The 19,718-nt window shown below is 71.5% G+C and carries 19 protein-coding genes; 3 read left to right on the plus strand and 16 right to left on the minus strand.

What is annotated here, in order from left to right:
- Positions 1–38 precede the first annotated feature (38 nt).
- Entirely contained in the window at positions 39–518 is a 480-nt protein-coding gene (locus DAI17_RS00635; protein WP_107770974.1) for a hotdog fold domain-containing protein, read from the plus strand.
- 84 nt (positions 519–602) lie between these two features.
- Here DAI17_RS00635 and DAI17_RS00640 read toward each other — a convergent pair whose 3' ends face one another.
- From DAI17_RS00640 to DAI17_RS00710, 15 genes are all read right to left on the minus strand, one after another.
- The gene (locus tag DAI17_RS00640; protein WP_107770975.1) at positions 603–1,469 is read right to left on the minus strand and encodes an amino acid ABC transporter permease; all 867 of its coding nucleotides are present in this window, start codon (positions 1,467–1,469) and stop codon (positions 603–605) included.
- 1 nt (position 1,470) lies between these two features.
- Entirely contained in the window at positions 1,471–2,160 is a 690-nt protein-coding gene (locus DAI17_RS00645; RefSeq protein WP_107770976.1) for an amino acid ABC transporter permease, read from the minus strand.
- 128 nt (positions 2,161–2,288) lie between these two features.
- Positions 2,289–3,170 carry a glutamate ABC transporter substrate-binding protein gene (locus tag DAI17_RS00650; RefSeq protein WP_107770977.1) on the minus strand — a complete coding sequence of 294 codons (882 nt, stop codon included), beginning with the start codon at positions 3,168–3,170 and terminating at the stop codon, positions 2,289–2,291.
- 31 nt (positions 3,171–3,201) lie between these two features.
- The gene (locus DAI17_RS00655; protein WP_107770978.1) at positions 3,202–3,975 is read right to left on the minus strand and encodes an amino acid ABC transporter ATP-binding protein; all 774 of its coding nucleotides are present in this window, start codon (positions 3,973–3,975) and stop codon (positions 3,202–3,204) included.
- Between the two features lie 44 nt (positions 3,976–4,019).
- Entirely contained in the window at positions 4,020–5,261 is a 1,242-nt protein-coding gene (locus tag DAI17_RS00660) for a glycoside hydrolase family 16 protein (RefSeq protein WP_107770979.1), read from the minus strand.
- 229 nt (positions 5,262–5,490) lie between these two features.
- On the minus strand, positions 5,491–7,779 hold the full coding sequence (locus tag DAI17_RS00665; protein ID WP_107770980.1) for a PQQ-dependent sugar dehydrogenase: 2,289 nt from the start codon (positions 7,777–7,779) through the stop codon (positions 5,491–5,493).
- Between the two features lie 124 nt (positions 7,780–7,903).
- A complete protein-coding gene (locus DAI17_RS00670) occupies positions 7,904–8,614 on the minus strand; it encodes a hypothetical protein (protein WP_107770981.1) in 711 nt (236 codons plus the stop codon).
- Between the two features lie 61 nt (positions 8,615–8,675).
- The gene (locus DAI17_RS00675) at positions 8,676–9,587 is read right to left on the minus strand and encodes a sugar phosphate isomerase/epimerase family protein (protein WP_107770982.1); all 912 of its coding nucleotides are present in this window, start codon (positions 9,585–9,587) and stop codon (positions 8,676–8,678) included.
- Complete coding sequence (locus DAI17_RS00680) at positions 9,584–10,768, minus strand: dihydrodipicolinate synthase family protein (RefSeq protein ID WP_107770983.1); 1,185 nt, start codon at positions 10,766–10,768, stop codon at positions 9,584–9,586. The genes DAI17_RS00675 and DAI17_RS00680 overlap by 4 nt, the downstream gene beginning before the upstream one ends.
- Positions 10,765–11,904 (minus strand): Gfo/Idh/MocA family protein, encoded by a 1,140-nt coding sequence (locus DAI17_RS00685; RefSeq protein ID WP_199904870.1) that lies wholly within the window; start codon positions 11,902–11,904, stop codon positions 10,765–10,767. The genes DAI17_RS00680 and DAI17_RS00685 overlap by 4 nt, the downstream gene beginning before the upstream one ends.
- Before the next feature lie 14 nt (positions 11,905–11,918).
- Positions 11,919–12,683, minus strand: coding sequence for an ABC transporter ATP-binding protein (locus DAI17_RS00690; protein ID WP_107770984.1), 765 nt, complete (start codon positions 12,681–12,683; stop codon positions 11,919–11,921).
- Complete coding sequence (locus tag DAI17_RS00695; protein WP_107770985.1) at positions 12,673–13,440, minus strand: ABC transporter ATP-binding protein; 768 nt, start codon at positions 13,438–13,440, stop codon at positions 12,673–12,675. The genes DAI17_RS00690 and DAI17_RS00695 overlap by 11 nt, the downstream gene beginning before the upstream one ends.
- Positions 13,437–14,606, minus strand: a complete 1,170-nt coding sequence (locus tag DAI17_RS00700) for a branched-chain amino acid ABC transporter permease (RefSeq protein ID WP_234412060.1) — start codon at positions 14,604–14,606, stop codon at positions 13,437–13,439. Before DAI17_RS00700 ends, DAI17_RS00695 begins: the two co-directional genes overlap by 4 nt.
- Positions 14,590–15,468, minus strand: a complete 879-nt coding sequence (locus tag DAI17_RS00705) for a branched-chain amino acid ABC transporter permease (protein WP_107770987.1) — start codon at positions 15,466–15,468, stop codon at positions 14,590–14,592. The genes DAI17_RS00700 and DAI17_RS00705 overlap by 17 nt, the downstream gene beginning before the upstream one ends.
- A 31-nt stretch (positions 15,469–15,499) precedes the next feature.
- Complete coding sequence (locus DAI17_RS00710) at positions 15,500–16,726, minus strand: amino acid ABC transporter substrate-binding protein (RefSeq protein WP_107770988.1); 1,227 nt, start codon at positions 16,724–16,726, stop codon at positions 15,500–15,502.
- 138 nt (positions 16,727–16,864) lie between these two features.
- On the opposite strand from DAI17_RS00710, the gene DAI17_RS00715 reads away from it, so the two are divergent.
- Both DAI17_RS00715 and DAI17_RS00720 read left to right on the plus strand, forming a co-directional pair.
- Positions 16,865–17,896, plus strand: coding sequence for a LacI family DNA-binding transcriptional regulator (locus DAI17_RS00715; RefSeq protein WP_107770989.1), 1,032 nt, complete (start codon positions 16,865–16,867; stop codon positions 17,894–17,896).
- Positions 17,893–19,002, plus strand: a complete 1,110-nt coding sequence (locus DAI17_RS00720) for a glycerate kinase (RefSeq protein WP_107770990.1) — start codon at positions 17,893–17,895, stop codon at positions 19,000–19,002. Before DAI17_RS00715 ends, DAI17_RS00720 begins: the two co-directional genes overlap by 4 nt.
- Here the strand turns inward: DAI17_RS00720 and DAI17_RS00725 are convergent.
- Complete coding sequence (locus tag DAI17_RS00725) at positions 18,990–19,631, minus strand: hypothetical protein (RefSeq protein WP_107770991.1); 642 nt, start codon at positions 19,629–19,631, stop codon at positions 18,990–18,992. The two genes, DAI17_RS00720 and DAI17_RS00725, sit on opposite strands and share 13 nt — an antisense overlap.
- Positions 19,632–19,718: the final 87 nt, after the last annotated feature.

The following is a 19,718-nucleotide window of genomic DNA, read 5'->3' on the forward strand; positions in this document are numbered from 1 at the left end:
GACGACCCACTCAAGTTACCCATCGGTAAGGTAGGCGCATGACTCGCGTCCTCGACCTGTGGAACACCACCACCAAGCTGCCCCAGGGCCAGCGCCTGTTCTCCGTGCTCTTCGCGCAGAAGGCGCCGTACTTCGCCACCATCCGCCCCCGCTTCACCGAGGTCGGTCCCAACCGTGCCGAGCTCGTGATCCGCAAGCGGCGCCGGGTGCACAACCACATCGGGACGGTGCACGCGATCGCGCTGTGCAACGGCCTCGAGGCCGCGATGGGCGCGCTGGCGGAGGCGACCATCCCGCCCGGCAAGCGCTGGATCCCGAAGGGGATGGAGGTCGCCTACACCGCCAAGGCCGACTCGGACGTCACCTGTATCGCCGAGACGGACCCCGCGCAGTGGACCTCCGGAGACCCGGACCTGCCGGTGCGGGTGCGCGGCGTACGACGCGACGGCACGGTCGTCATCGAGGGCACCATCCGGCTGTGGTTGTCCGACAAGCCCACTGCCCCCACCCCCGGGTAGTTGGGGACGATCTCGTAGGAGATCCGGCCGTCCCGCCGCCGATTTCGTCCCAAACTATCCGGATGGGGATGAGGTGCGGGCGGGTCAGGGAGCGGTCGGTGCCCCGCCCGTCCCCTCGCCGACCGCCCCGACCTCGAGCACCTTCTTCTCGCCGACGAACTTGCGCTGCACCCACATGGCCAGCCAGGTGAGCAGCAGGTTGACGACGACGTACATGGCGCCGATGACGATGATCGTCGGGACGTGGTTCTGGAACTGCGGGTAGATCGACTTCGCGACCCGCGTCAGGCCCAGGCCGGCGACGACGTAGCCGAGCGCGGTGTCCTTGAGGGCCACCACCATCTGGCTGATGATCGCGGGGATCATGATCTTGACGGCCTGGGGCAGCAGCACCAGCGTCATGACCTGCGTCTTGCGCATGCCGATGGCGTACGCCGCCTCGGACTGGCCCTTGGGAACGGCGTTGATGCCGGCCCGGAAGACCTCGGCGAGGACCGCGCCGTTGTAGAGCGTCAGCGCCATGACGACGGCCCAGTAGGTGCGGCGCGACAGGGGTTCCATGCCGGCGAAGACGGCGTAGAAGCAGAAGATGATCAGCAGGATGACCGGCACGGCGCGGAAGAACTCCACGACCAGCCAGCAGGGCCATCGGACCACGGCGTGGTCCGAGAGCTTGCCGATACCGAAGACCAGCCCGAAGACGACGGCGCCGATGATGGCGACGAACGCCATCTGGAGCGTGATGAGCAGGCCGTCGACGAGGATCGCCTCGATGTAGCGCGGGGTGAAGAACGGCTCCCACTTGTCGTACTCGAACTGGCCGGCGTCGTAGAGCTTCCAGACGACGAAGGCGATCGCCGCGACGACCGCGACGAGGGAGACGATCGTGTAGATCCGGTGCCGGGCGATCGTCGCCGGACCGGGTGCGTCGAAGAGGACTCCGGTGGACATGTCAGGCAATCCTCCAGCGTCGCTCGAGCACGGTGGCGACCAGCGAGACGATCTCCACGAGGATGATGTAGCCGATCGCGAAGGCCAGGAAGATCCCCCAGCGCTCCGACGCGTAGTCGTTGGTGAAGGACTTCATCTGGGCGGCCGCCTCGATGACGCCGAAGACGCCGGCCACCGACGTGTTCTTGAGCAGCGCGATGAACGTGCTGGCCAGCGGCGGCACGGAGGCCCGGACGGCCTGGGGGAGCACCACCTGGCGCATCACCCCGGCGAAGGGCAGCCCGATCGCGCGGGCCGCCTCGGCCTGGCCGAGCGGCACCGCGTTGACGCCCGAGCGCAGCGCCTCGCAGACGAAGCACGAGGTGTAGAGCGTGAGCGAGACGACGCCGGCGGTGAAGAAGGAGGTGAAGTCGAACTGGCCGATGTGGATGTCGACCCAGCTGAAGCGCAGCGCGTCGAAGACCTTGCCGGCGCCGAGCTGGAAGAACAGGAAGATGATGACCAGCGGCGTGTTGCGCACGACGGTGACGTAGACCGCGGCGGCCTTGCTGAGCACGCTGATCGGCCCGACCCGGAACGCCACGAGGATCGTGCCGAGGACGAGCGAGAGCACCGCCGAGACGAGGAACAGGGCGATGGTGTAGCCGAACGCCTTCGCCACGAGGTCGAAGTTGTCGAGTACGACGTTCACGAGGCTCCTCCCACGTCGGGGTGCTGGTCGGGGTGGTGCGGGGATCGAGCCGGGGCCCGGGTGGGCCCGGACCCCGGCTCGGGGCTTGTCAGCCTGTGGTCACCCGGCGGGCCGGGTGACCGGCGAGGTCACTCGCAGGCGTCCATCTCGGGGAGCTCGGGCACCTCGACGCCCGAGGGGCCGAGCGTGGCGTTGAAGGCCTCCTCGTAGGTGCCGTCGTCGTACGCCTCGGTGATCGTGTCGACGATCCACTGGCACATCTCGGGGTAGTCCTGGGAGTAGCCGACGCCGATGTTCTCCTCGGAGAACTCCTCGCCGACGACCTTGAGCTCGCCCTCGTTCTGCGCGGCGTAGCCGGCGAGGATGGTGCCGTCGGTCGACATGGCCTGGACGGTGCCGTCGAGGACCTTCTCCACGCACTCGGAGTAGGTGTCGAAGCCGACCGGCTTCATGCCCTCGGCCTTGACGTTCTCCAGCGAGGTGGAGCCGGTCACCGAGCAGACCTCCTGGCCGCTGAGGTCGTCGGTGGACTCGACGTCGCTGTCCTCCTTGACCAGCAGCTGCTGGCCGGTGACGAGGTAGGGGCCGGCCTGGCCGACGACCTGGCGACGCTCGTCGGTGATGGAGTACGACGCCAGCACGAGGTCGACGGTGCCGTCCTCGAGGAAGGGCTCGCGGTTGTCGGAGATGGTCTCGATCCACTCGACCTCGTCCTCGGCGATGCCGAGGTCGGCGGCGAGCACCTTGGCCATCTCGACGTCGAAGCCCGAGGGGATGTCGGAGGCCGCGTCCTTGAAGCCGAGGCCGGGCTGGTCGTACTTGACGCCGATCTTGACGGTGCCGGAGTCCGCCAGCTCCTTCATGCGGGTGCCGTCCTCGAACTCCGAGGCGGCGTCCTCCTGGACCTCGACCTCGGCACCCTCGGTGTCGTCGCCGGCGTCGCCGCAGGCGGCCAGGCTGAGCGCCAGGCCGAGGCCCGCCACCACTGCCTTGGTACGGATGAATCGCATTGCATCTCCCTCGTGTGTGTTGTGGGACTTCTCAGTGCTTGAGGATCTTGCCGAGGAAGTCCTTGGCGCGATCCGACTGGGGGTTGGTGAAGAACTCCTCGGGGGTGTTCTCCTCGACGATCGCGCCGTCGGCCATGAAGACCACCCGGTCGGCCGCCGTGCGGGCGAAGCCCATCTCGTGGGTGACCACGACCATCGTCATGCCGCCCCGGGCGAGGTCGACCATGACGTCGAGGACCTCCTTGATCATCTCGGGGTCCAGCGCCGAGGTGGGCTCGTCGAAGAGCATCACCTTGGGCTGCATGGCCAGGGCGCGGGCGATCGCCACGCGCTGCTGCTGGCCGCCGGAGAGCTGCGCGGGGTACTTGTCGGCCTGGAGGCTGACGCCGACCCGGTCGAGGAGCTCGCGGGCCTTCTTCTCCGCCTCGTCCTTCTTCATGCCGCGGACCTTGATCGGGCCGAGCGTGACGTTCTGGAGGATCGTCTTGTGCGCGAAGAGGTTGAAGCTCTGGAAGACCATCCCGACCTCGGCGCGCAGCGCCGCGAGGGCCTTGCCCTCCTGGGGGAGCGGCTGGCCGTCGAGGGTGATGCTGCCGTTGTCGATCGTCTCGAGGCGGTTGATGGTGCGGCACAGGGTCGACTTGCCGGAGCCCGAGGGTCCGATCACCACGACGACCTCGCCGCGGGTGACCGTGAGGTCGATGTCCTTGAGGGCCTGCATCTGGCCGAAGAACTTCTGAACGCCGTCGAGCACGACCAAGGGCTCACCCCGGCCGGCGCTGACGGAACCCGACCCCTGCTCCATCGTCGTCATGAGCGCAACCTATAGGTCACCCGCCCTCGGTGCCATCAGCGTCGCGCCGACGCACCCAATCGTGACCGGTTCGAGGCCGAGCGGTCACGGGAGGCCGCCGACGTGGCGTCGTACACCCGGACCCAGTCGACCTGGGCGGAGTCGTCGTACTCGTCGCGGGTCAGGTGCCGCAGCTCGTAGTCGACCGCCTGCATCGAGAGGACGAGGTAGCTGTCGGCGTGCGAGACCGCGCCCCGCTCTCGGTAGTACTCGCGTCCGTCGACGCGGAAGACGTACTCCTCGGGCGTCCACTCCACGGAGAAGACGTGGAACCCGTCCCACCACTCCTCGTCCCGGTCGAGCACCCGGCGCGCCCGCGGGAACACGGCACCGAGCCGGGCCAGCTCCCACTCCGGGTCGTACCAGTGGATGAACGTGCCGATGGTGTCGCGTCCCGAGGGGCGCTCCCCGAAGTACTCCATGATGTCGATCTCGGTGCCGCCGGCGGGGTCGCCCCGCACGAACTCCCGGTCCCGGGGCAGCATCCAGAAGGCGGAGTGCATCCCGCGGGCGCGCTGGACCTTGATGCGGGCGGCGATGATCCCGTGGCGGAAGAAGCGGGTGTGCTCGGTGGCGACCTGGGAGTAGAGGAAGTAGTCGTGCGTGCCCGAGCCGGTCGGGTGGGTGTAGGAGCAGGTCGTTCCGGCGAGGGCCGGGTCGGGCGCGATGCCGAGGTGGAGCACGCCGCCGGCCACGCGGCGGGCGGTCGCGTCGGACCGCCCGCAGGTGCGGGGCGCCCAGACGCTCTCGTGCATGCGGACCTGGTCGTTCCAGACCGATCCGTCGAGGGTGCTGCCGGAGAACGTGTCCTCGAAGGTCGTGCTCCACGGCTGTGTGCTGACCCGCCCGGTCCTTGCGGACGTCGTACGCCGGGTCGCGGCGACGCGGGCCCGGTAGACCCCGGGGCGCACGTCGAACGCGGCGGAGCCCGACCGGTCCTGGACCCCGGTCGCCACCGTGCGCCACCCGCGCCGGGTGTCGCGCTGCAGGGCCACGAGGTTCCCGGCACGGGCCGGCCGGAAGGTCGCGACCAACTGGCTGGTCCCCGGGGGTGCGGCCGTCGAGCGGCCGGGCTGGACGATCGGCGGGAGGGCGACGAGCGTGCCCGTGGTGGACTTCGCGGCCACGGCCGCTCGGCGCTCCGGGTGCTGCCCACCCGCAGGTGCCGCCGCCGAGAGCCCGCACAGGACCGAGCAGATGACCACCGCGTGTCGGGCGTGGTGCGCGGACGAAGGCATCGAGCCTCCAGCGGGGGATGCGTGCGGGACCGGTCTCCCGCCCACGTCCGCCCAGCATGATCCGTCCGCGGACCGGGCCCCTCGGTCGGCGGAGCGGGATGACCAAATTCGGTGACCCCGTCGCGACCTGCGCCTCCCGACGACGCCGTCCGGACGGCACTCCGGGGTGCAGGCGTGGTGCCTGCACCCCGGAGCGGGTGGTGTCCGCGTCCCTACGCGCGGACGGTGGTCACCGCAGCAGGCGGCGGTACTGCCGGGCGACCTCGGACGCGGAGGCCACGTCGTCGAGGAACATCAGCCCGTCCATGCGGCAGTTGCACGGGTTGCGCTGCGACCCGTCCTGCGGAAAGGAGCCGCCGATCTTGATGCCGCGCGGGTTGGTCGGCGACGTCCCGGTCCCGTCGACCTGCCAGGGGTCGCCAGGGTTGGTGTAGAAGCCGTCGACGGCCTCGCCGTTGCGGTAGAGCGCCATCGTGCCGGCGGTGTAGTCGAACGTCGCGGCCAGGTGCACCCACTCCCCGGCCGGCAGCAGCTCCTGCCAGGGGGCGGTGGCCGCGAAGGTCTGCGACGAGCCGGTGTCGAGACGCCGGCCGAGCGCGACGAGCTTGAGCTCGCCGTTGACGTTGATCAGCTCGAGCAGGGCGCGGACGCCGTGCCCGTCGGAGTTGCCGGACAGCACGCCGGCGAGACCGATCGCGTTGAAGCCCGCCGTCGGGTTGGTGCCGTCCATCTTGAACCAGCCCATCACGGTGATGCCCTCGGCGCCGGCGAACCGCGACAGGGAGGCCACGCCGTCGGCGTCGTTCTCGTAGACCCCGGCCTTCCACGGCGTGCCGGTCGGCGACTCCGCGGAGCTGTGCAGCTGGAGGGCGTTGTTGGAGCCCGGGTGGGCGCCGTCGTCCACCCGCATCTGCTCGCCGCCGTTGACCAGCCGGATCAGCGTCCGGCTCGGCCCCTGGTCCACCTCGTAGGAGTCGTTGGCGGCGAAGGGGTGCTCGAAGTCGTACGCCGCCACGACGTTGTCCGCGAGCGCCGGCTCGACGTCCTGGGGCCACGGGGCCCGCGTGGTGTCGACGACCTTCCAGATCATCCCGTTGGCCTTGGCCAGCAGGTAGAGGTTGCGGTCGTCGTCGGTGCCGAAGCGGAGGTCGACGCGGCCGTCGCCGACGAAGTCCGACATCCGCATCCGGGTGCCGGAGGTGTCGAAGAGCTGCATCTCGTGGACGGTCGCCTCGCGCTCGGAGTCGTCGCGCATGTGGGCGGCGGTCGAGTAGTAGACCTCTCCCTTGACGAGGTCGCCGAAGACGTACTTGCCCTTGAGGCCGGGCAGGTCGCCCCGGTGCACGTGGCCCCCGGAGATGGCGTGGCCCGAGTCGGAGTTGCAGCCCCAGTTGGCCGGCGTCTCGTGCGCGTAGGACGCGACCGGGAAGTCGTAGCCCTTCGCGGCCTGCTCCTCGGTCATCGGGTCGAGGCGGCACTGGGTGTCGTTCTGGTAGTCCAGGCGCGACTCGACGTCCGGCCAGCCGAAGTCGTCGCCGCGGTCGACCTCGTAGACGGCCTCGATGGCCCGCTGGCCGATGTGGCCGAGGAACATCTCGTGCTTGCCCTCCGCGTCCCAGCTGAACCGGTGCGGGTCGCGCATGCCGATCGCCCAGATCTCACCGAGCGCGCCGGGCTCGTCGACGTACGGGTTGGTCTCGGGCACGCCGTACTGGCCGTTGCCGGAGTCGGTGCCTGCCGGGTCGATGCGCAGGATCTTGCCGGACGGGTCGGACAGCCGCTGGGGGATGTCGCTCTCGACGCCGTACCCACCGTCGCCGACCGCGAGGTAGAGCAGGCCGTAGTCGTCGTCACCCGGCTCGGCGGTCGGGTTGAAGTCGATCTGCTGGATGGCGTGGATCTGCGAGGCGAACCGGTAGCGGAACAGCTCACGACGGGTGCCCTCGAAGCTGTCGGCGGCCGGGTCGTCGGCGGTCCACTCGGTGACGACGCTCTGCACGCCGCTGGAGCGGAGCGGCTGGCCGGGGTAGGTCTGCTCGCCGGGAGCCGTCGGGTTCTCGGTGTGCGTCGTGTAGAACTTCCCGTTGTCCTCGAACTCGGGGTGGAAGGTCACGAAGCCGAAGCCCGAGCCCAGGCCGCGCCAGGCCAGGAACTCCGGGAACTGGGCCTTGACGTCGAGGTAGACCGACGGTTGGCGGTCCTCGAGGAAGTAGAGCCGGCCGTTGAGGTCCGGGACGTAGAGCCGGTCCGAGCCGTCGGGCAGCTCGCCGACGTGGTTGATGCGGTTGTGCCGCGTGCCGATGCGGACGTCGGTCCAGGGACCGTTGGGCGTCGACGCCGGCAGCTGGGCGTACTCCTCGAGCACGAGCCCGAGGGTGGAGGGGAGCGGGTCGGGCGGGATCGGGGGTGCGCCGGGCCCGGAGGGGTCCTGCGCGGTGGCCGGGGTGGCCAGGGGGGAGAGAGCCGCTGCCATCAGTGAAGTGGTGGCGGCAGCGACCCACCAGCGTGTCGTTCGCATGGGCTGTCCCTACTGTTGTGGTGGTTGGAGACAACTGCTGCCGCGGTTTCCTTGGCCGGGGCCGTGGCAGCCCTCGTCGGTCCCCCGACCGTGGGTCAGGGGACCGACGGGGATCAGGAGACGGTCACGAGACCGTGCCGACCGCGCGGAAGTGCCGCGCGCGGCCGTAGTTGTCGAACGAGCCGAAACCGACCCGCCCGCCGGAGAAGGTGGTGTCCGTCGCGGTCATCAGGGGCTCGCTCGCCCCGTCGACGTACGCCGCGATCTCGCCGCTGTCGGCGTCGTACCGCACGCGTACGTCGTGCCACTCGGCGTCTGTCACCGCGGGGGGAGCGCCCACCGAGCCGTTCCACTGGTCGTCGATGCGGCGCCGGTCGGCGTTGTCGACCACGAAGATCCCGTTGTGGGGATAGATGGTGTTGTCCTGCGAGAAGTGCGCGTAGTAGAAGCGCTTCGGCCCCTGGTAGTTCCACACGATGATGACGTCGCGGTTGTTGACGCTCACCGGCTCGTCGAGCCGGACCTCGGCCCGGACGTCGACGTCGGCGAGCTCGGGACCCTTCGTGACGACGGCGTACTCGAACGGACGCCGGACACCGTCGTCGGGGTTGGTGCCCGCGCGGGTCAGCACGAGCTCGTTGCCCTCGTAGGCCCACAGCTCGTCGGTCACCGGGTCCCAGTGCTGCAGGGTGGCCGGTGCCACGACGTGGACCTGCTCGGGTCCGGCGTCCACCGTCCCCGGGGGGAAGGCCCCCGCCGGCACGGCCGATCCCAGGGCCAGCGCCCCGGTGACGATGCTCAGGGCGAGCGCGGTCGCCCTCCGTGTGTGCTGCATGTGCTCACGTCCTTCCGAGTTGGTGTGAGTGGTTGCGACGGTGCGCTCGGCGAGCAGAGGGTCAGAGGTGCGGCTCCACGAGCTCGACGTAGCGGCGGGCGAGGGTGGCCACCACGGCGCTGCCCTCGGCGGCCCAGACGTCGGCGTTGAAGATCTCGACCTCGACGTCGCCGCGGTAGCCGGCGGCGGCGACGCAGGCGGTGAGGTGGCCGAAGTCGATGTGGCCGTCGCCCATCATCCCGCGCGAGAGCAGGGCGTCCGGCGGGAGCGGGGTGATCCACTCGCAGACCTGGTACGACGCGATGCGCGCTCCCGCGCGGGCGACCTGCTCCTCGACGCCGGGCTCCCACCACACGTGGAACGTGTCGACGACGACGCCGACGGCCTCGACCGGGAGCGGCTCGGCCATGTCGAGCGCCTGCGCGAGCGTGGAGACCACGCCGCGGTCGGCGGCGAAGATCGGGTGCATCGGCTCGATCGCCAGCCGGACGCCGACGTCGAGGGCGTGCGGCACGAGCGCCTCGACCGCGGCTGCGGCCCGGGCTCGCGCGCCGACGAGGTCGCGGTCGCCGGCGGGCAGCCCGCCGGGGACGAGCACCAGGCAGGGGGCGCCGAGCTCCGCGGCCTCGTCGAGGGCGCGCCGGTTGTCGTCGTGGCGCTCGGCGCGGGAGAGGTCGCCTGCGCCCGTGAAGAACCCGCCGCGGCAGACCGACGAGACCCGCAGGCCGGCGTCGCGCAGCCAGCGGGCTGCCGTGGTGACGCCGACCTCCTGGACCGGCTCGCGCCACGCGCCGATCGCGGGCAGGCCCGCGGCGACGCAGCCGTCGATGGCCTCGCGCAGCGACCACCCGTCCACGGTCTTCTGGTTGAGGGACAGCCGCGCGAGGCGCGGGTCGCCGGGCGCGGGGGTGGGCGTGCGGGCGGGGGCGCCGCTGGGCACGTCGACCTCGGTCAGGGTCTTCGTCGTGGTCATCGCGTGACCCCGGCGCCCTCGAGCCACACGCCGAGGCGGTGCGCGGCCAGCTCGGGGTCGGGCAGCAGCCGGGCCTCGTTGGCGAGCTCGAAGAGCCGGCCGAGGTGCACCGCGCTGCGCGCCGACTGCAGGCCGCCGACCATCGTGAAGCCGGGCTGGTGGCCGCTGAGCCACGACACGAACGCGATCCCGGTCTTGTAGTGGTAGGTGGGCGCCTCGAAGACGTGGCGCGAGAGCGGGAGCGTCGGCGCCATCTCCGCGTCGTACGTCGCGAGGTCGCCCTCGTCGAGCGCCGCCAGCGCCGCCGAGGCCGCGGGCGCGATCGCCGCGAAGGCACCGAGCAGGGCGTCGGAGTGGTGCGTGCCGTCGCCGCGGATCAGCTCGGGGTAGTTGAAGTCGTCGCCGGTGTAGAGGCGCACCCCGGCCGGCAGGGCGGCGCGCAGGCCCACCTCGTGCTCGGCGGACAGCAGCGACACCTTGACCCCGTCCACCTTGTCCGCGTGGGCGCGGACCAGGTCGAGGAAGGTCGCGGTGGCGGCGTCGACGTCGGTGCTGCCCCAGTAGCCGCGCAGCTGCGGGTCGAACGCCTCGCCGAGCCAGTGCAGCACGACGGGCTCGCGCACCTGGCGGAGCACCGCGTCGTAGACCGAGAGGTAGTCGTCGGGGGTCCTGGCCAGGGCGGCGAGGTGGCGGGAGGCCATCACGATGACCTGCGACCCGCACGACTCGACGTACGCCACCTGCTCGAGGTAGGCCTCGCGCACGTCGGCGAGGGAGCGCACGTCGGTGACGTGGTCGGTGCCGGCCCCGGACGCGATCCGGGCGCCGTGCTCGCGGGCCTGCTCGGCGCTGCGCCGGACGAGCTCCTGCACGGCCGGCCAGTCGAGGCCCATGTTGCGCTGGGCGGTGTCCATCGCCTCGGCGACGCCGAACCCGTAGGAGAACAGGTGGGCCCGGAAGGCCAGGGTCGCGTCCCAGTCGACGACGGCCGGGGCGCCCGGGACGTTCTCCCCGAGCGGGTCGGCGACGACGTGCGCGGCGGCGAAGACCACCCGGCTGGTGGGGCCGCCGGGTCGCTGCTGCCACGCACGGGGCTCACGGAGCTCCACCTCGCGCCACCTGCCGTCGGGTCCCGGGAGCGCGACGGTGGAGCGGCGCAGGGTGGTGGAGGCCGCGGTCATGGCATCTCGACCCGGCGGCCCTCGGCGGAGGAGCGCAGGCCGGCGTCGACGAGCTGGAGTCCGCGGACCCCGGCGGCGAAGTCGTAGGGGTGCTGGCGCCCGTGGTGCACGTCGAGGAGGAACTGCTCCCACTGCGCGCGGAAGCCGTTGCCGAACTCCTGGTTGTCGGGGATCTCGCGCCACTGGCCGCGGAAGTCCTCGGTGGTCGGCAGGTCGGGGTTCCACACCGGCATCGGCGTGGACTCGCGCGGCTGGATGCGGCAGTTGAAGAGCCCGGCCACCGCGGACCCGTGGGTGCCGTCGACCTGGAACTCCACGAGCTCCTTGCGCTCCACGCGCACCGCCCAGGAGGAGTTGACCTGCGCGATGATCCCGCCGGCCAGCTCGAAGATGGCGTACGCCGCGTCGTCGGCCGTCGCGTCGTACCGCTCGCCGTTCTCGTCCCACCGCTCGGGGATGTGCGTGACCGCCCTGGCGGTGACCGACTCGACGGCGCCGAAGAGGTTCTCCAGGACGTAGTTCCAGTGGCAGAACATGTCCAGGACCATGCCGCCGCCGTCCTCGGCGCGGTAGTTCCAGCTCGGGCGCTGGGCGGGCAGGACGTCGCCCTCGAAGACCCAGTAGCCGAACTCGCCGCGCACCGAGAGGATCCGGCCGAAGAAGCCGGAGTCCACGAGCCGCTTGAGCTTCATCAGCCCCGGCAGGTAGAGCTTGTCGTGGACGACGCCGTTGATGATGCCGGTCCTCTCGGCGGCGTCGACGAGCTCCTGGCCCTCGGCGACGGTCTCGGCGATCGGCTTCTCGGTGTAGACGTGCTTGCCGGCGGCCGCGGCCTTGAGGATCGCCTTCTTGCGCTCGCTGGTGACCTGGGCGTCGAAGTAGATCGGCGCCGGGTCCTCGGCGAGGGCGGTGTCGAGGTCGGTCGACCAGTCGGCGATGCCGTGCTGGTCGGCCATCCGGGCGAGCTTGTCGGCGTTGCGGCCCAGCAGCACCGGCTCCACCTGGAGGCGGGTGCCGTCGGGGAGGGGGATGCCGCCGTCGTCGCGGAGGGCGAGCACCGAGCGCAGCAGGTGCTGGCGGTAGCCCATCCGGCCGGTGACGCCGTTCATGAGGATGCGGTAGGTCGTGTCGGACACGGGGTTCTCCTGGATCAGGTCGTGGGGGCTGTCGAGGGACGGCCGCCCAGGTAGAGCTCGGCCAGCTGGGGGTCGCGGAGCAGCTCGTCGGCCGGTCCGGAGATGTGCACCCGGCCGAGGTCGAGGACGCAGCCGAGATCTGCGGTCTCGAGGGCACGGCGGGCGTTCTGCTCGACGAGCAGCACCGCGGTGCCGGCGTCGCGCATCCGCACGACCTGCTCGAAGACGGTGCCGGTGGCCTTGGGGTCCAGGCCCATGGACGGCTCGTCGAGGAGCACGACCTGGGGGCTGACCATCAGTGAGCGGGCGAACTCCACCTGCTTCTGCTGGCCGCCGGACAGGGCACCGGCGAGCGCGGTCCACCGGTCGGCGACGACGGGGAACAGCGTCTTGACGAAGTCGATGCGGTCCTCGACCTCGGACCTGTCCTTGAGCGAGTAGGCGCCGAGGCGGACGTTCTCCTCGACGGTCATCTCCTTGAAGACGCTGTGGCCCTGCAGGACGTGGGAGAGCCCGGCGGTCAGCATCTGCTGGGGCGAGTTCCTCGTGACGTCCCGGCCGGCGACCCTGATGGTGCCCGAGCGGGGGGTGAGCATCCCGCTGGCCACCTTGAGGACCGTGGACTTGCCGGCGCCGTTGGGACCGACGAGGCACACGACCGTGGCGGGCGGGACCTTGACGGTGAGGCCGCGCAGCACGAGCGCCGCCCGGCCGTAGCCCGCCTCGATGTCGTCCAGCTCCAGGAGGTAGTCCTCGGTGGGAGCAGTGTCAGATGCCAAGGTAGGCCTCCAGGACTCGGGGGTCGTTCTGCACGACCGACGGCGGGCCTTCGCAGATCTGCCGGCCGCGGTCGAAGACGACCACGTGGTCCGACAGGCTCATGACGAGGTCCATGTTGTGCTCGACGACGATGAACGTCTTGCCCTCGGCGTTGAGGTCGCGCACCAGGCTGGCGATCCGGTCGATGAGGGCGGGGTTCACGCCGCCCGCCGGCTCGTCGAGCATGATCGTCTCGGGGTCGGCCATCAGCACGCCGGCCAGCTCGAGCAGCTTCTGCTGGCCGTAGGAGATGTCCCGGGCCTCGCTGTTCTCGAGGTGGTCGATGCCGACCCGGGTGAGCAGCTCGCGGGCCCGCTCGACCTCGGCACTGCTGCGGGCCGGCGCGACGAGGTGGCGCAGGCTGGCGGACCGGACGGCGACCAGCATGTTCTCCATGACGGTCATCCGCGGGAAGACCCGGCACAGCTGGAAGCTGCGGCCGATCCCGGCCCGCGCGATCCTGTGCGACGCCTTGCCGGTGATGTCCTGGCCGAGGTAGGTCGCGGTGCCGGAGTCGGGCTTGATCATCCCGGTCACGCAGTTGAAGAACGTTGTCTTGCCCGAGCCGTTGGGGCCGATGAGGGCGTTGACCTTGCCGTGGTGGAACTGCACGGACGCGCCGTCCACGGCGCGCACGCCGCCGAAGGACTTGGTCAGCCCCTCGGTGGCGAGGCCGATGCGGGTCGCGGTCGTTGTCCCGGTCGCTGTCTCGGTCATCGCTGGACTCCTTCGGAGAGGCGGTCGGGGGAGCCGTCGTCCGCGTCGCCCGTGCTCTCACCGTCGGCGGGGCTCGCGACCCGTGCCGTGCCCGACGTGGAGGGGGACGATGTCCTACGCCGCTGCTCGGCCAGGTCGGCCTGGCTGACCTCGCGGATGGAGGCGGCCTCCGGACGGAACCGACGGAGGAGGGACGAGACCGCCGGGATGATCCCGTCGGGCATGAAGAGCACGACGATGCCCAGCAGCAGGCCCATGGCGACGAGGTGGAACTGGGTGTCGCCGTACTGGTTCTTGAAGAACTCCACCGCGTAGCCGACGATCACCGCGCCGAGGAACGGCCCGAAGAGGCTGCGGATGCCGCCGAGCAGGCTCATCAGCACCATGTAGGAGCCGACCAGGATCGAGAACTGGAAGATCGGGTCCAGGAAGCCGAACCACAGGGCGTAGAGGCCGCCGCCGAGGGCGGTGAAGAACGCCGAGACGACGAACGCGGTCAGCTTGTAGCTGAACGTCGGCACGCCGAGCGACTGCGCCTTGTCCTCGTCCTCGCGGATGGCCTTGAGGCCGGTGCCGAAGCGCGAGCGGTCGATCGCCCACCAGGCGAGCAGCGCCACCGCGAGCAGCGCCGCGTGGAGGTAGAAGAAGCGCTCGTGCTGCTCGGGGCGCAGCACGTCGGGGCCGAAGGGCCGCGGCACGCGGAGGCCGTTGGAGCCGCCGGTGACCTCGCCCCACGACTGGAAGACCAGCAGCAGGATGAGCACCATCGCGATCGAGACGATCACGAAGGAGGCGCCGCGGACGCGGAGGCTGGCGATGCCGATCGGCACGGCCAGCGCCGCGACGACCAGGCCGCCGAGGAGCATCGCGACCCAGGGGTTGATGCCGGTGTGGATCACGAGGAGGGCGGTGGCGTAGGCGCCGAGGCCGGAGTACGACGCGTGGCCCAGCGAGATGTAGCCGGTGAAGCCGCCGACGAAGTTCCACGACGTGGCGAGCACGGCGTAGCTCATGATGACGACGCCCACCGAGAGGATGAACGGGTCGGGGGCCATGGCCGGGAAGGCGAGCACCAGGGCGGCGAGGACCAGCAGGCCGGCGCCCTTGAGGAGCATCCCGCCGCGGCCGGTGGACGTGGCGGTGGTGGTGTCAGAAGCGCTGCGCAAGACGACCTCCGAAGAATCCCTGCGGCCGCACCATCAAGGTGGCGAACAGCGCGACGTAGAAGATGGTCTGGGCCCAGGTGGTCCCGAGCGGGATCTGGAGCAGGCTCTGGCCCAGCCCGAGGAGCATGGCCGCGATCGCGGCGCCCGGGATGCTGCCCAGGCCGCCGACCACGATGATCGCCATCAGCGGCCCGATCCAGTGCCAGTGCAGCGACGGGTAGATCGTGGAGTCCAGGGCCAGCGCCGTGCCGCCGATCGCGGCGGTCGCGAGCCCGAGGCCGAAGCCGTAGCCGGCGATCCGGTCGGTGTTGATGCCGACCAGCCGGGCCGCGTCGGGGTGCTGGATCGTGGCCCGCAGCGCCTGGCCGAACTGGGTCTTCTTGAGGATCAGGAAGAGTGCGCCGAGCGAGACGGCCGCCAGCCCGAAGGCGATCAGCTTGACCACCGCGATGTTGGCCCCGAACAGCTCGATGCTGTCACCGCTGTAGGGCAGCCGGATCCGGCGCTGGGTGCCGCTGAAGACGAAGCCGAGCATCCCCTCGATGACCAGCGCCACCGAGAAGGTGAGCAGCACCGACATCATCGTCAGGGTGGCCGGCCGCAGCCGCGAGATGAGCAGCCGCTGCATCGCCACGCCGGTCACGAAGAAGAGCGGCACGGTCACGACCAGCGAGAGCAGCGGGTCCAGCCCGGTCTCGCTGGTGAAGAACCACGCGAGGTAGGCGGCGAGGATGAGGAAGGCGGAGTGGGCGATCATCACCACCCGCATCACGCCGAAGTAGAGGGTGAGGCCTGCGGCCAGGAGGGCGTAGAGCCCTCCCAGCAGCACGCCGAGCACCAGGCTCTGGAAGAACAGGGACATCAGGGCGCCTTTCGGGGGGTCGGGCTACCGGTCACCACTCGGGCTTCTCGAGGATGAGGTCGGCCTCGGCGGCCTCCTCGGGCAGCACGATCCGGATCTCCCCGTCGACGTACTGCTGGATGAGGTGGGCGCCCTCCGGACGTCCCTCGGAGTCCCAGGTGAGCGGGCCGACGACGGTGTCGACCTCGTTCTCGCGGAGCCAGTCGATGAGCTGCTGCTGGCACTCGGGGTCGGGGTCGGCGCAGCCGACGGCCTCGACGGCCGCGGCGACGACCTGGCCGGTGGTCCAGGCGTTGGCCTCGTCCTCGGCCGGCGGGTTGCCCTCGCGCTCGGTGTAGTACTCCACGAACTCGGCGTTGGTGGGGTAGTCCGCCTCGGGGGTGTAGCCGGTGGGGGACAGGATGCCCTCGGTCTGCTCGCCGATGGCCTCGGGGAACTCGGGGTTGGTCGGCGCCGTGGAGAAGGCGGCCATCTTGGGCTGGTAGCCGAGCTGGCGCAGCGCCACGATCATGTTGACGGCGTCCTGGTACTGCGTGCCGCCGACGACGATGTCGGCCTTGCTGTCGGCGATCTTGGCCGCGATGGAGCCGAAGTCGGTGGTGTTGGGCGGGTAGACCTCGTCGACGACCGTCTCGACGCCCATCTCCTCGAGGCGGGTCTTGAGGCCGTAGGCCGTGCCCATCGCGAACGGGTCGTCCATGGCGGCGTACGCCGCGGTCTTGGGGCGCTGGCCCTCGGGGAGCGCCTCGATCGCGTCGGCGAGGTAGTCGTAGTGGTCGTCGGCGACGGCCGGGGCGGCGTAGAAGAGGTTGTCGAAGCCCTGGGTGAAGACCTCCTCGGCGGCGCCGGCCGGCTCCACGAAGAGGAAGCCGTAGTCCTGCGCGACCTGGGCGGCCGGCACGACGAGGCGGGTGGAGAAGGGGCCGAAGACGAGGTCGACGCCGTCCTGGTTGATCAGCTTCTCGTAGTCCGAGGCGACCCGGTCGGCGTTGGACTGGTCGTCGAGGATCGTCAGCTCGACGTCGCGGCCCAGGAGCCCGCCGTTCTCGTTGACGTAGTCGGCCCAGGCCTCGTAGCCGCGCTGCACGCCCTTGCCCGGCTCGCTGAAGTCACCGGTGAGGGGGAGCGAGATGCCGATGTTGATCGGGCCGTCGCCCTCCTCGCCCGAGCTGCTCGAGCCGGAGCTCATGCAGGCACTCAGGGTGAGGCACGAGGCCAGGGCCAGGGCGCCGACGCGGTGGGTGGTGGTGACCTTCATGTCGCTCCTCTACGATGAACGTAAGCGCTTTCGTAAGCGCTTTCGGCTACTGTAGGCAGCGCGCGGCGGCTGTGGCAAGGGTCACAGCACAATTGGTGTCGACGTCGGGTCGACGCACCGGACGACAGGGGGACCCAGGTGGTGAAGGACCGGACCACCCTGCGGCTGCAGGACGTCGCCGAGGCGGCCGGGGTCTCCATCGCGACCGCGTCCCGCAGCCTGTCCCGCACGTCCGGCGTCAGCGAGGAGGTCGCCGAGCGGGTGCGGGGCGTCGCCCGGGAGATGGGGTACGTCGCCAACGTCCACGCCCGCAGCCTCGCCGGTGGCGCGTCCCGGTCGGTCGGACTGATCGTGCACGAGATCGGCGACCCCTACTTCACCGAGATCGCCAGCGGCGTCCTGCGGGTCGGCGCCCGGGAGGGCCTGACCGTGCAGATCTGCCACACCGGCCGCGACCCCGACCAGGAGCTCGAGCAGATCCGCACGCTGATCGCCAACCGGGTCGGCGCGATCATCGTGGCCGGCTCGGGCTTCGTCGACCCGTCGCAGCAGGCGCAGGCCAAGGAGGACCTGGCCCGCTACCGGCGCGCGGGGGGACGGGTCGCGGTCATCGGGCGCCACCACCTCAGCGCCGACGCCGTGCTGCCGGACAACCAGGCCGGCGGGCGGGCGGTGGCCCAGCACCTGCTCGACCTCGGCCACCGCCGGATCGCCGTCGCCACCGGCCTGCGCTCGCTGACCACGGTGGCCGACCGGCTCGCCGGCGTCGAGGAGGCCTTCGCGGCGGCCGGCCTGAGCTTTGCCGACGTCCCCGTGGTGGAGGCCCCCTTCACCCGGCAGGGCGGCAAGCAGGCGGCCGAGGAGATCCTCGCCGCCCACCCCGACGTGACGGCTGTGCTCGCCCTCAACGACGACATGGCCATCGGCGTCCTCTCGGTGCTCCGCGACCGCGGCATCTCGGTGCCCGGCCAGGTGTCGGTCACCGGCTTCGACGACGTGGCGGTCGCGGTCGACCTGGCCCCCGCGCTCACCACCGTCCGGCTGCCGATGGTCGAGATGGGGGAGCAGGCACTGCTGATGGCCCTCAAGGAACCCTCGGCGCGGCCGCGCCGGCGTACGGCGGGCTGCGACCTCGTGGTGCGCGACTCCACCGGAAAGGCTCCCGCATGACCCGAGTCCTGATCGCTCCCGACAAGTTCAAGGGCACCCTCCCCGCCCACGACGTCGCGCGCGCCGTCGCCGACGGGCTGCGGCGGGTGCACCACGACCTCGACGTGGAGTGCCTGCCGGTGGCCGACGGCGGTGACGGCACCCTGGACGCCGCGGTGTCGGCCGGCTTCGAGCGGGTCCCGGTGACCGTGGCCGGCCCGACCGGGGAGCCGGTGGAGACGTCGTACGCCCGGCGCGGGAGCACGGCCGTGGTGGAGATGGCCGACGCGTGCGGCCTCGAGCGGCTGCCCGGTGGGGTCCGCGAACCTCTGACGGCGTCCAGCCGGGGGCTGGGCGAGGTGATGGCTGCGGCCCTGGACGCGGGGTGTCGCGAGCTCGTCGTCGGGATCGGCGGCAGCGCGAGCACCGACGGCGGCGCCGGGCTGCTGGCGGCCCTCGGCGCGGTCGCCCATCCCGCTGTCCCCGACGGCGGGGCCGCGCTGCCGGAGGTCTCGGCGCTGTCGCTCGACGGACTTCACCCCGGGCTCGCGGACGCGCGGGTCGTCGTGGCCTGCGACGTCGACAACCCGCTGACCGGCCCGGACGGCGCGGCGGCGGTCTACGGGCCGCAGAAGGGCGCGACGCCCGACGACGTGGTGGCGCTCGACGCCGCGCTCGGCCACTGGGCCGGCGTGCTCGCGGCGACGACCGGGGCGGACCGCCGCGACGTGCCGGGCGCGGGCGCCGCGGGCGGCGTCGGCTTCGCCCTGGTGGCCGCCCTGGACGCCGAGCTGCGCCCGGGGATCGCGCTGATGCTGGACCTGCTCGGCTTCGCCGAGCGCGTGCACGGCGCCGACCTCGTGGTGACGGGCGAGGGGTCGCTCGATGCCCAGAGCCTGCGCGGCAAGGCGCCGGTCGGGGTCGCGAGCGCGGCCGCGACCGCCGGCGTGCCCGTCGTCGCGGTCTGCGGGCGGCGGCTGCTCGACGACGAGGAGCTGGCGGGCGGCGGCATCTCGGCGGCGTACGCCCTGGTCGACGTCGAGCCCGACGTCGACACGTGCATGAGCGAGCCGGCACGGCTGCTGGCGGACCTGGGCGAGCGGATCGCTCGGCGTCACCTCGCCTGAGCGGGCTCGCGGTCCCGCGCCAGCAGCCGCACGAGTGCGGCGCCCGTGACGACGGCCACGGTCAGCGCCATCAGGGTGGCCGCGACCAGCCCGATCAGCACGGCGACGAGGGCGGACTGACCCACGTGCCACCACGGCGTCGCGACGCCGAGGAACACCCCGAGACCGGCGAGCCAGGCGAGGGCCGTCGTCAGCACCCAGCTCGCCGATCGGGGCAGCACCTCTCTCAGGACCAGCCACTGGCCGGTGCCGATCGAGGCGAGCATGACCACGCCGCCGGCGGCGGCGAGGAGCACGAGGAGGGGCGCGGGCAGGCTCGACACGGTGTCCGGCCAGGCGGCCGGCAGCATCGCCACGGCGTACGCCGCTCCCGCGGCCAGCGCGGTCGCGACCACGAACCGGCGCAGCCGCAGGCCCGGGAGCACGTCGCGGAGCACGTGCCCCTGGCCGGCGCCGAGCACGGATCCCTCGACCAGCCCGGCGGCCACGAGGGGGAGCAGCAGGGCCAGGCCCTCCCGCTCCCGCGTCGCGACGCCCACCACGGCCGGGGCGGTGAACCCCGTGACCTCGGCGGTCGTGGTCCACAGGACCCAGCGGGTCCACGTGTCCCGGCCGGTGGTGCCCTCCATGCATCGATCCTCGTCCGTCCCGGCGGCGCGGGGCAGGGGCCAAGGTCCCCCGTGTCCGCGGCGAGCGCCCCTGTGCGCCGAGCGGCG

The organism is Nocardioides sediminis, assembly GCF_003047295.1.
Taxonomy (GTDB): Bacteria; Actinomycetota; Actinomycetes; order Propionibacteriales; family Nocardioidaceae; genus Nocardioides; species Nocardioides sediminis.

What these genes read in the sequence shown, in the direction of transcription:
- DAI17_RS00720 (WP_107770990.1), top strand. Translation starts at nt 17,893, where the DNA reads ATGACCCGAGTCCTGATCGCTCCCGACAAGTTCAAGGGCACCCTCCCC.
- DAI17_RS00725 (WP_107770991.1), bottom strand. Translation starts at nt 19,631, where the DNA reads ATGGAGGGCACCACCGGCCGGGACACGTGGACCCGCTGGGTCCTGTGG.
- DAI17_RS00695 (WP_107770985.1), bottom strand. Translation starts at nt 13,440, where the DNA reads ATGACCGAGACAGCGACCGGGACAACGACCGCGACCCGCATCGGCCTC.
- DAI17_RS00705 (WP_107770987.1), bottom strand. Translation starts at nt 15,468, where the DNA reads ATGTCCCTGTTCTTCCAGAGCCTGGTGCTCGGCGTGCTGCTGGGAGGG.
- DAI17_RS00660 (WP_107770979.1), bottom strand. Translation starts at nt 5,261, where the DNA reads ATGCCTTCGTCCGCGCACCACGCCCGACACGCGGTGGTCATCTGCTCG.
- DAI17_RS00675 (WP_107770982.1), bottom strand. Translation starts at nt 9,587, where the DNA reads ATGACCACGACGAAGACCCTGACCGAGGTCGACGTGCCCAGCGGCGCC.
- DAI17_RS00710 (WP_107770988.1), bottom strand. Translation starts at nt 16,726, where the DNA reads ATGAAGGTCACCACCACCCACCGCGTCGGCGCCCTGGCCCTGGCCTCG.
- DAI17_RS00650 (WP_107770977.1), bottom strand. Translation starts at nt 3,170, where the DNA reads ATGCGATTCATCCGTACCAAGGCAGTGGTGGCGGGCCTCGGCCTGGCG.
- DAI17_RS00665 (WP_107770980.1), bottom strand. Translation starts at nt 7,779, where the DNA reads ATGCGAACGACACGCTGGTGGGTCGCTGCCGCCACCACTTCACTGATG.
- DAI17_RS00680 (WP_107770983.1), bottom strand. Translation starts at nt 10,768, where the DNA reads ATGACCGCGGCCTCCACCACCCTGCGCCGCTCCACCGTCGCGCTCCCG.
- DAI17_RS00635 (WP_107770974.1), top strand. Translation starts at nt 39, where the DNA reads ATGACTCGCGTCCTCGACCTGTGGAACACCACCACCAAGCTGCCCCAG.
- DAI17_RS00670 (WP_107770981.1), bottom strand. Translation starts at nt 8,614, where the DNA reads ATGCAGCACACACGGAGGGCGACCGCGCTCGCCCTGAGCATCGTCACC.
- DAI17_RS00655 (WP_107770978.1), bottom strand. Translation starts at nt 3,975, where the DNA reads ATGGAGCAGGGGTCGGGTTCCGTCAGCGCCGGCCGGGGTGAGCCCTTG.
- DAI17_RS00640 (WP_107770975.1), bottom strand. Translation starts at nt 1,469, where the DNA reads ATGTCCACCGGAGTCCTCTTCGACGCACCCGGTCCGGCGACGATCGCC.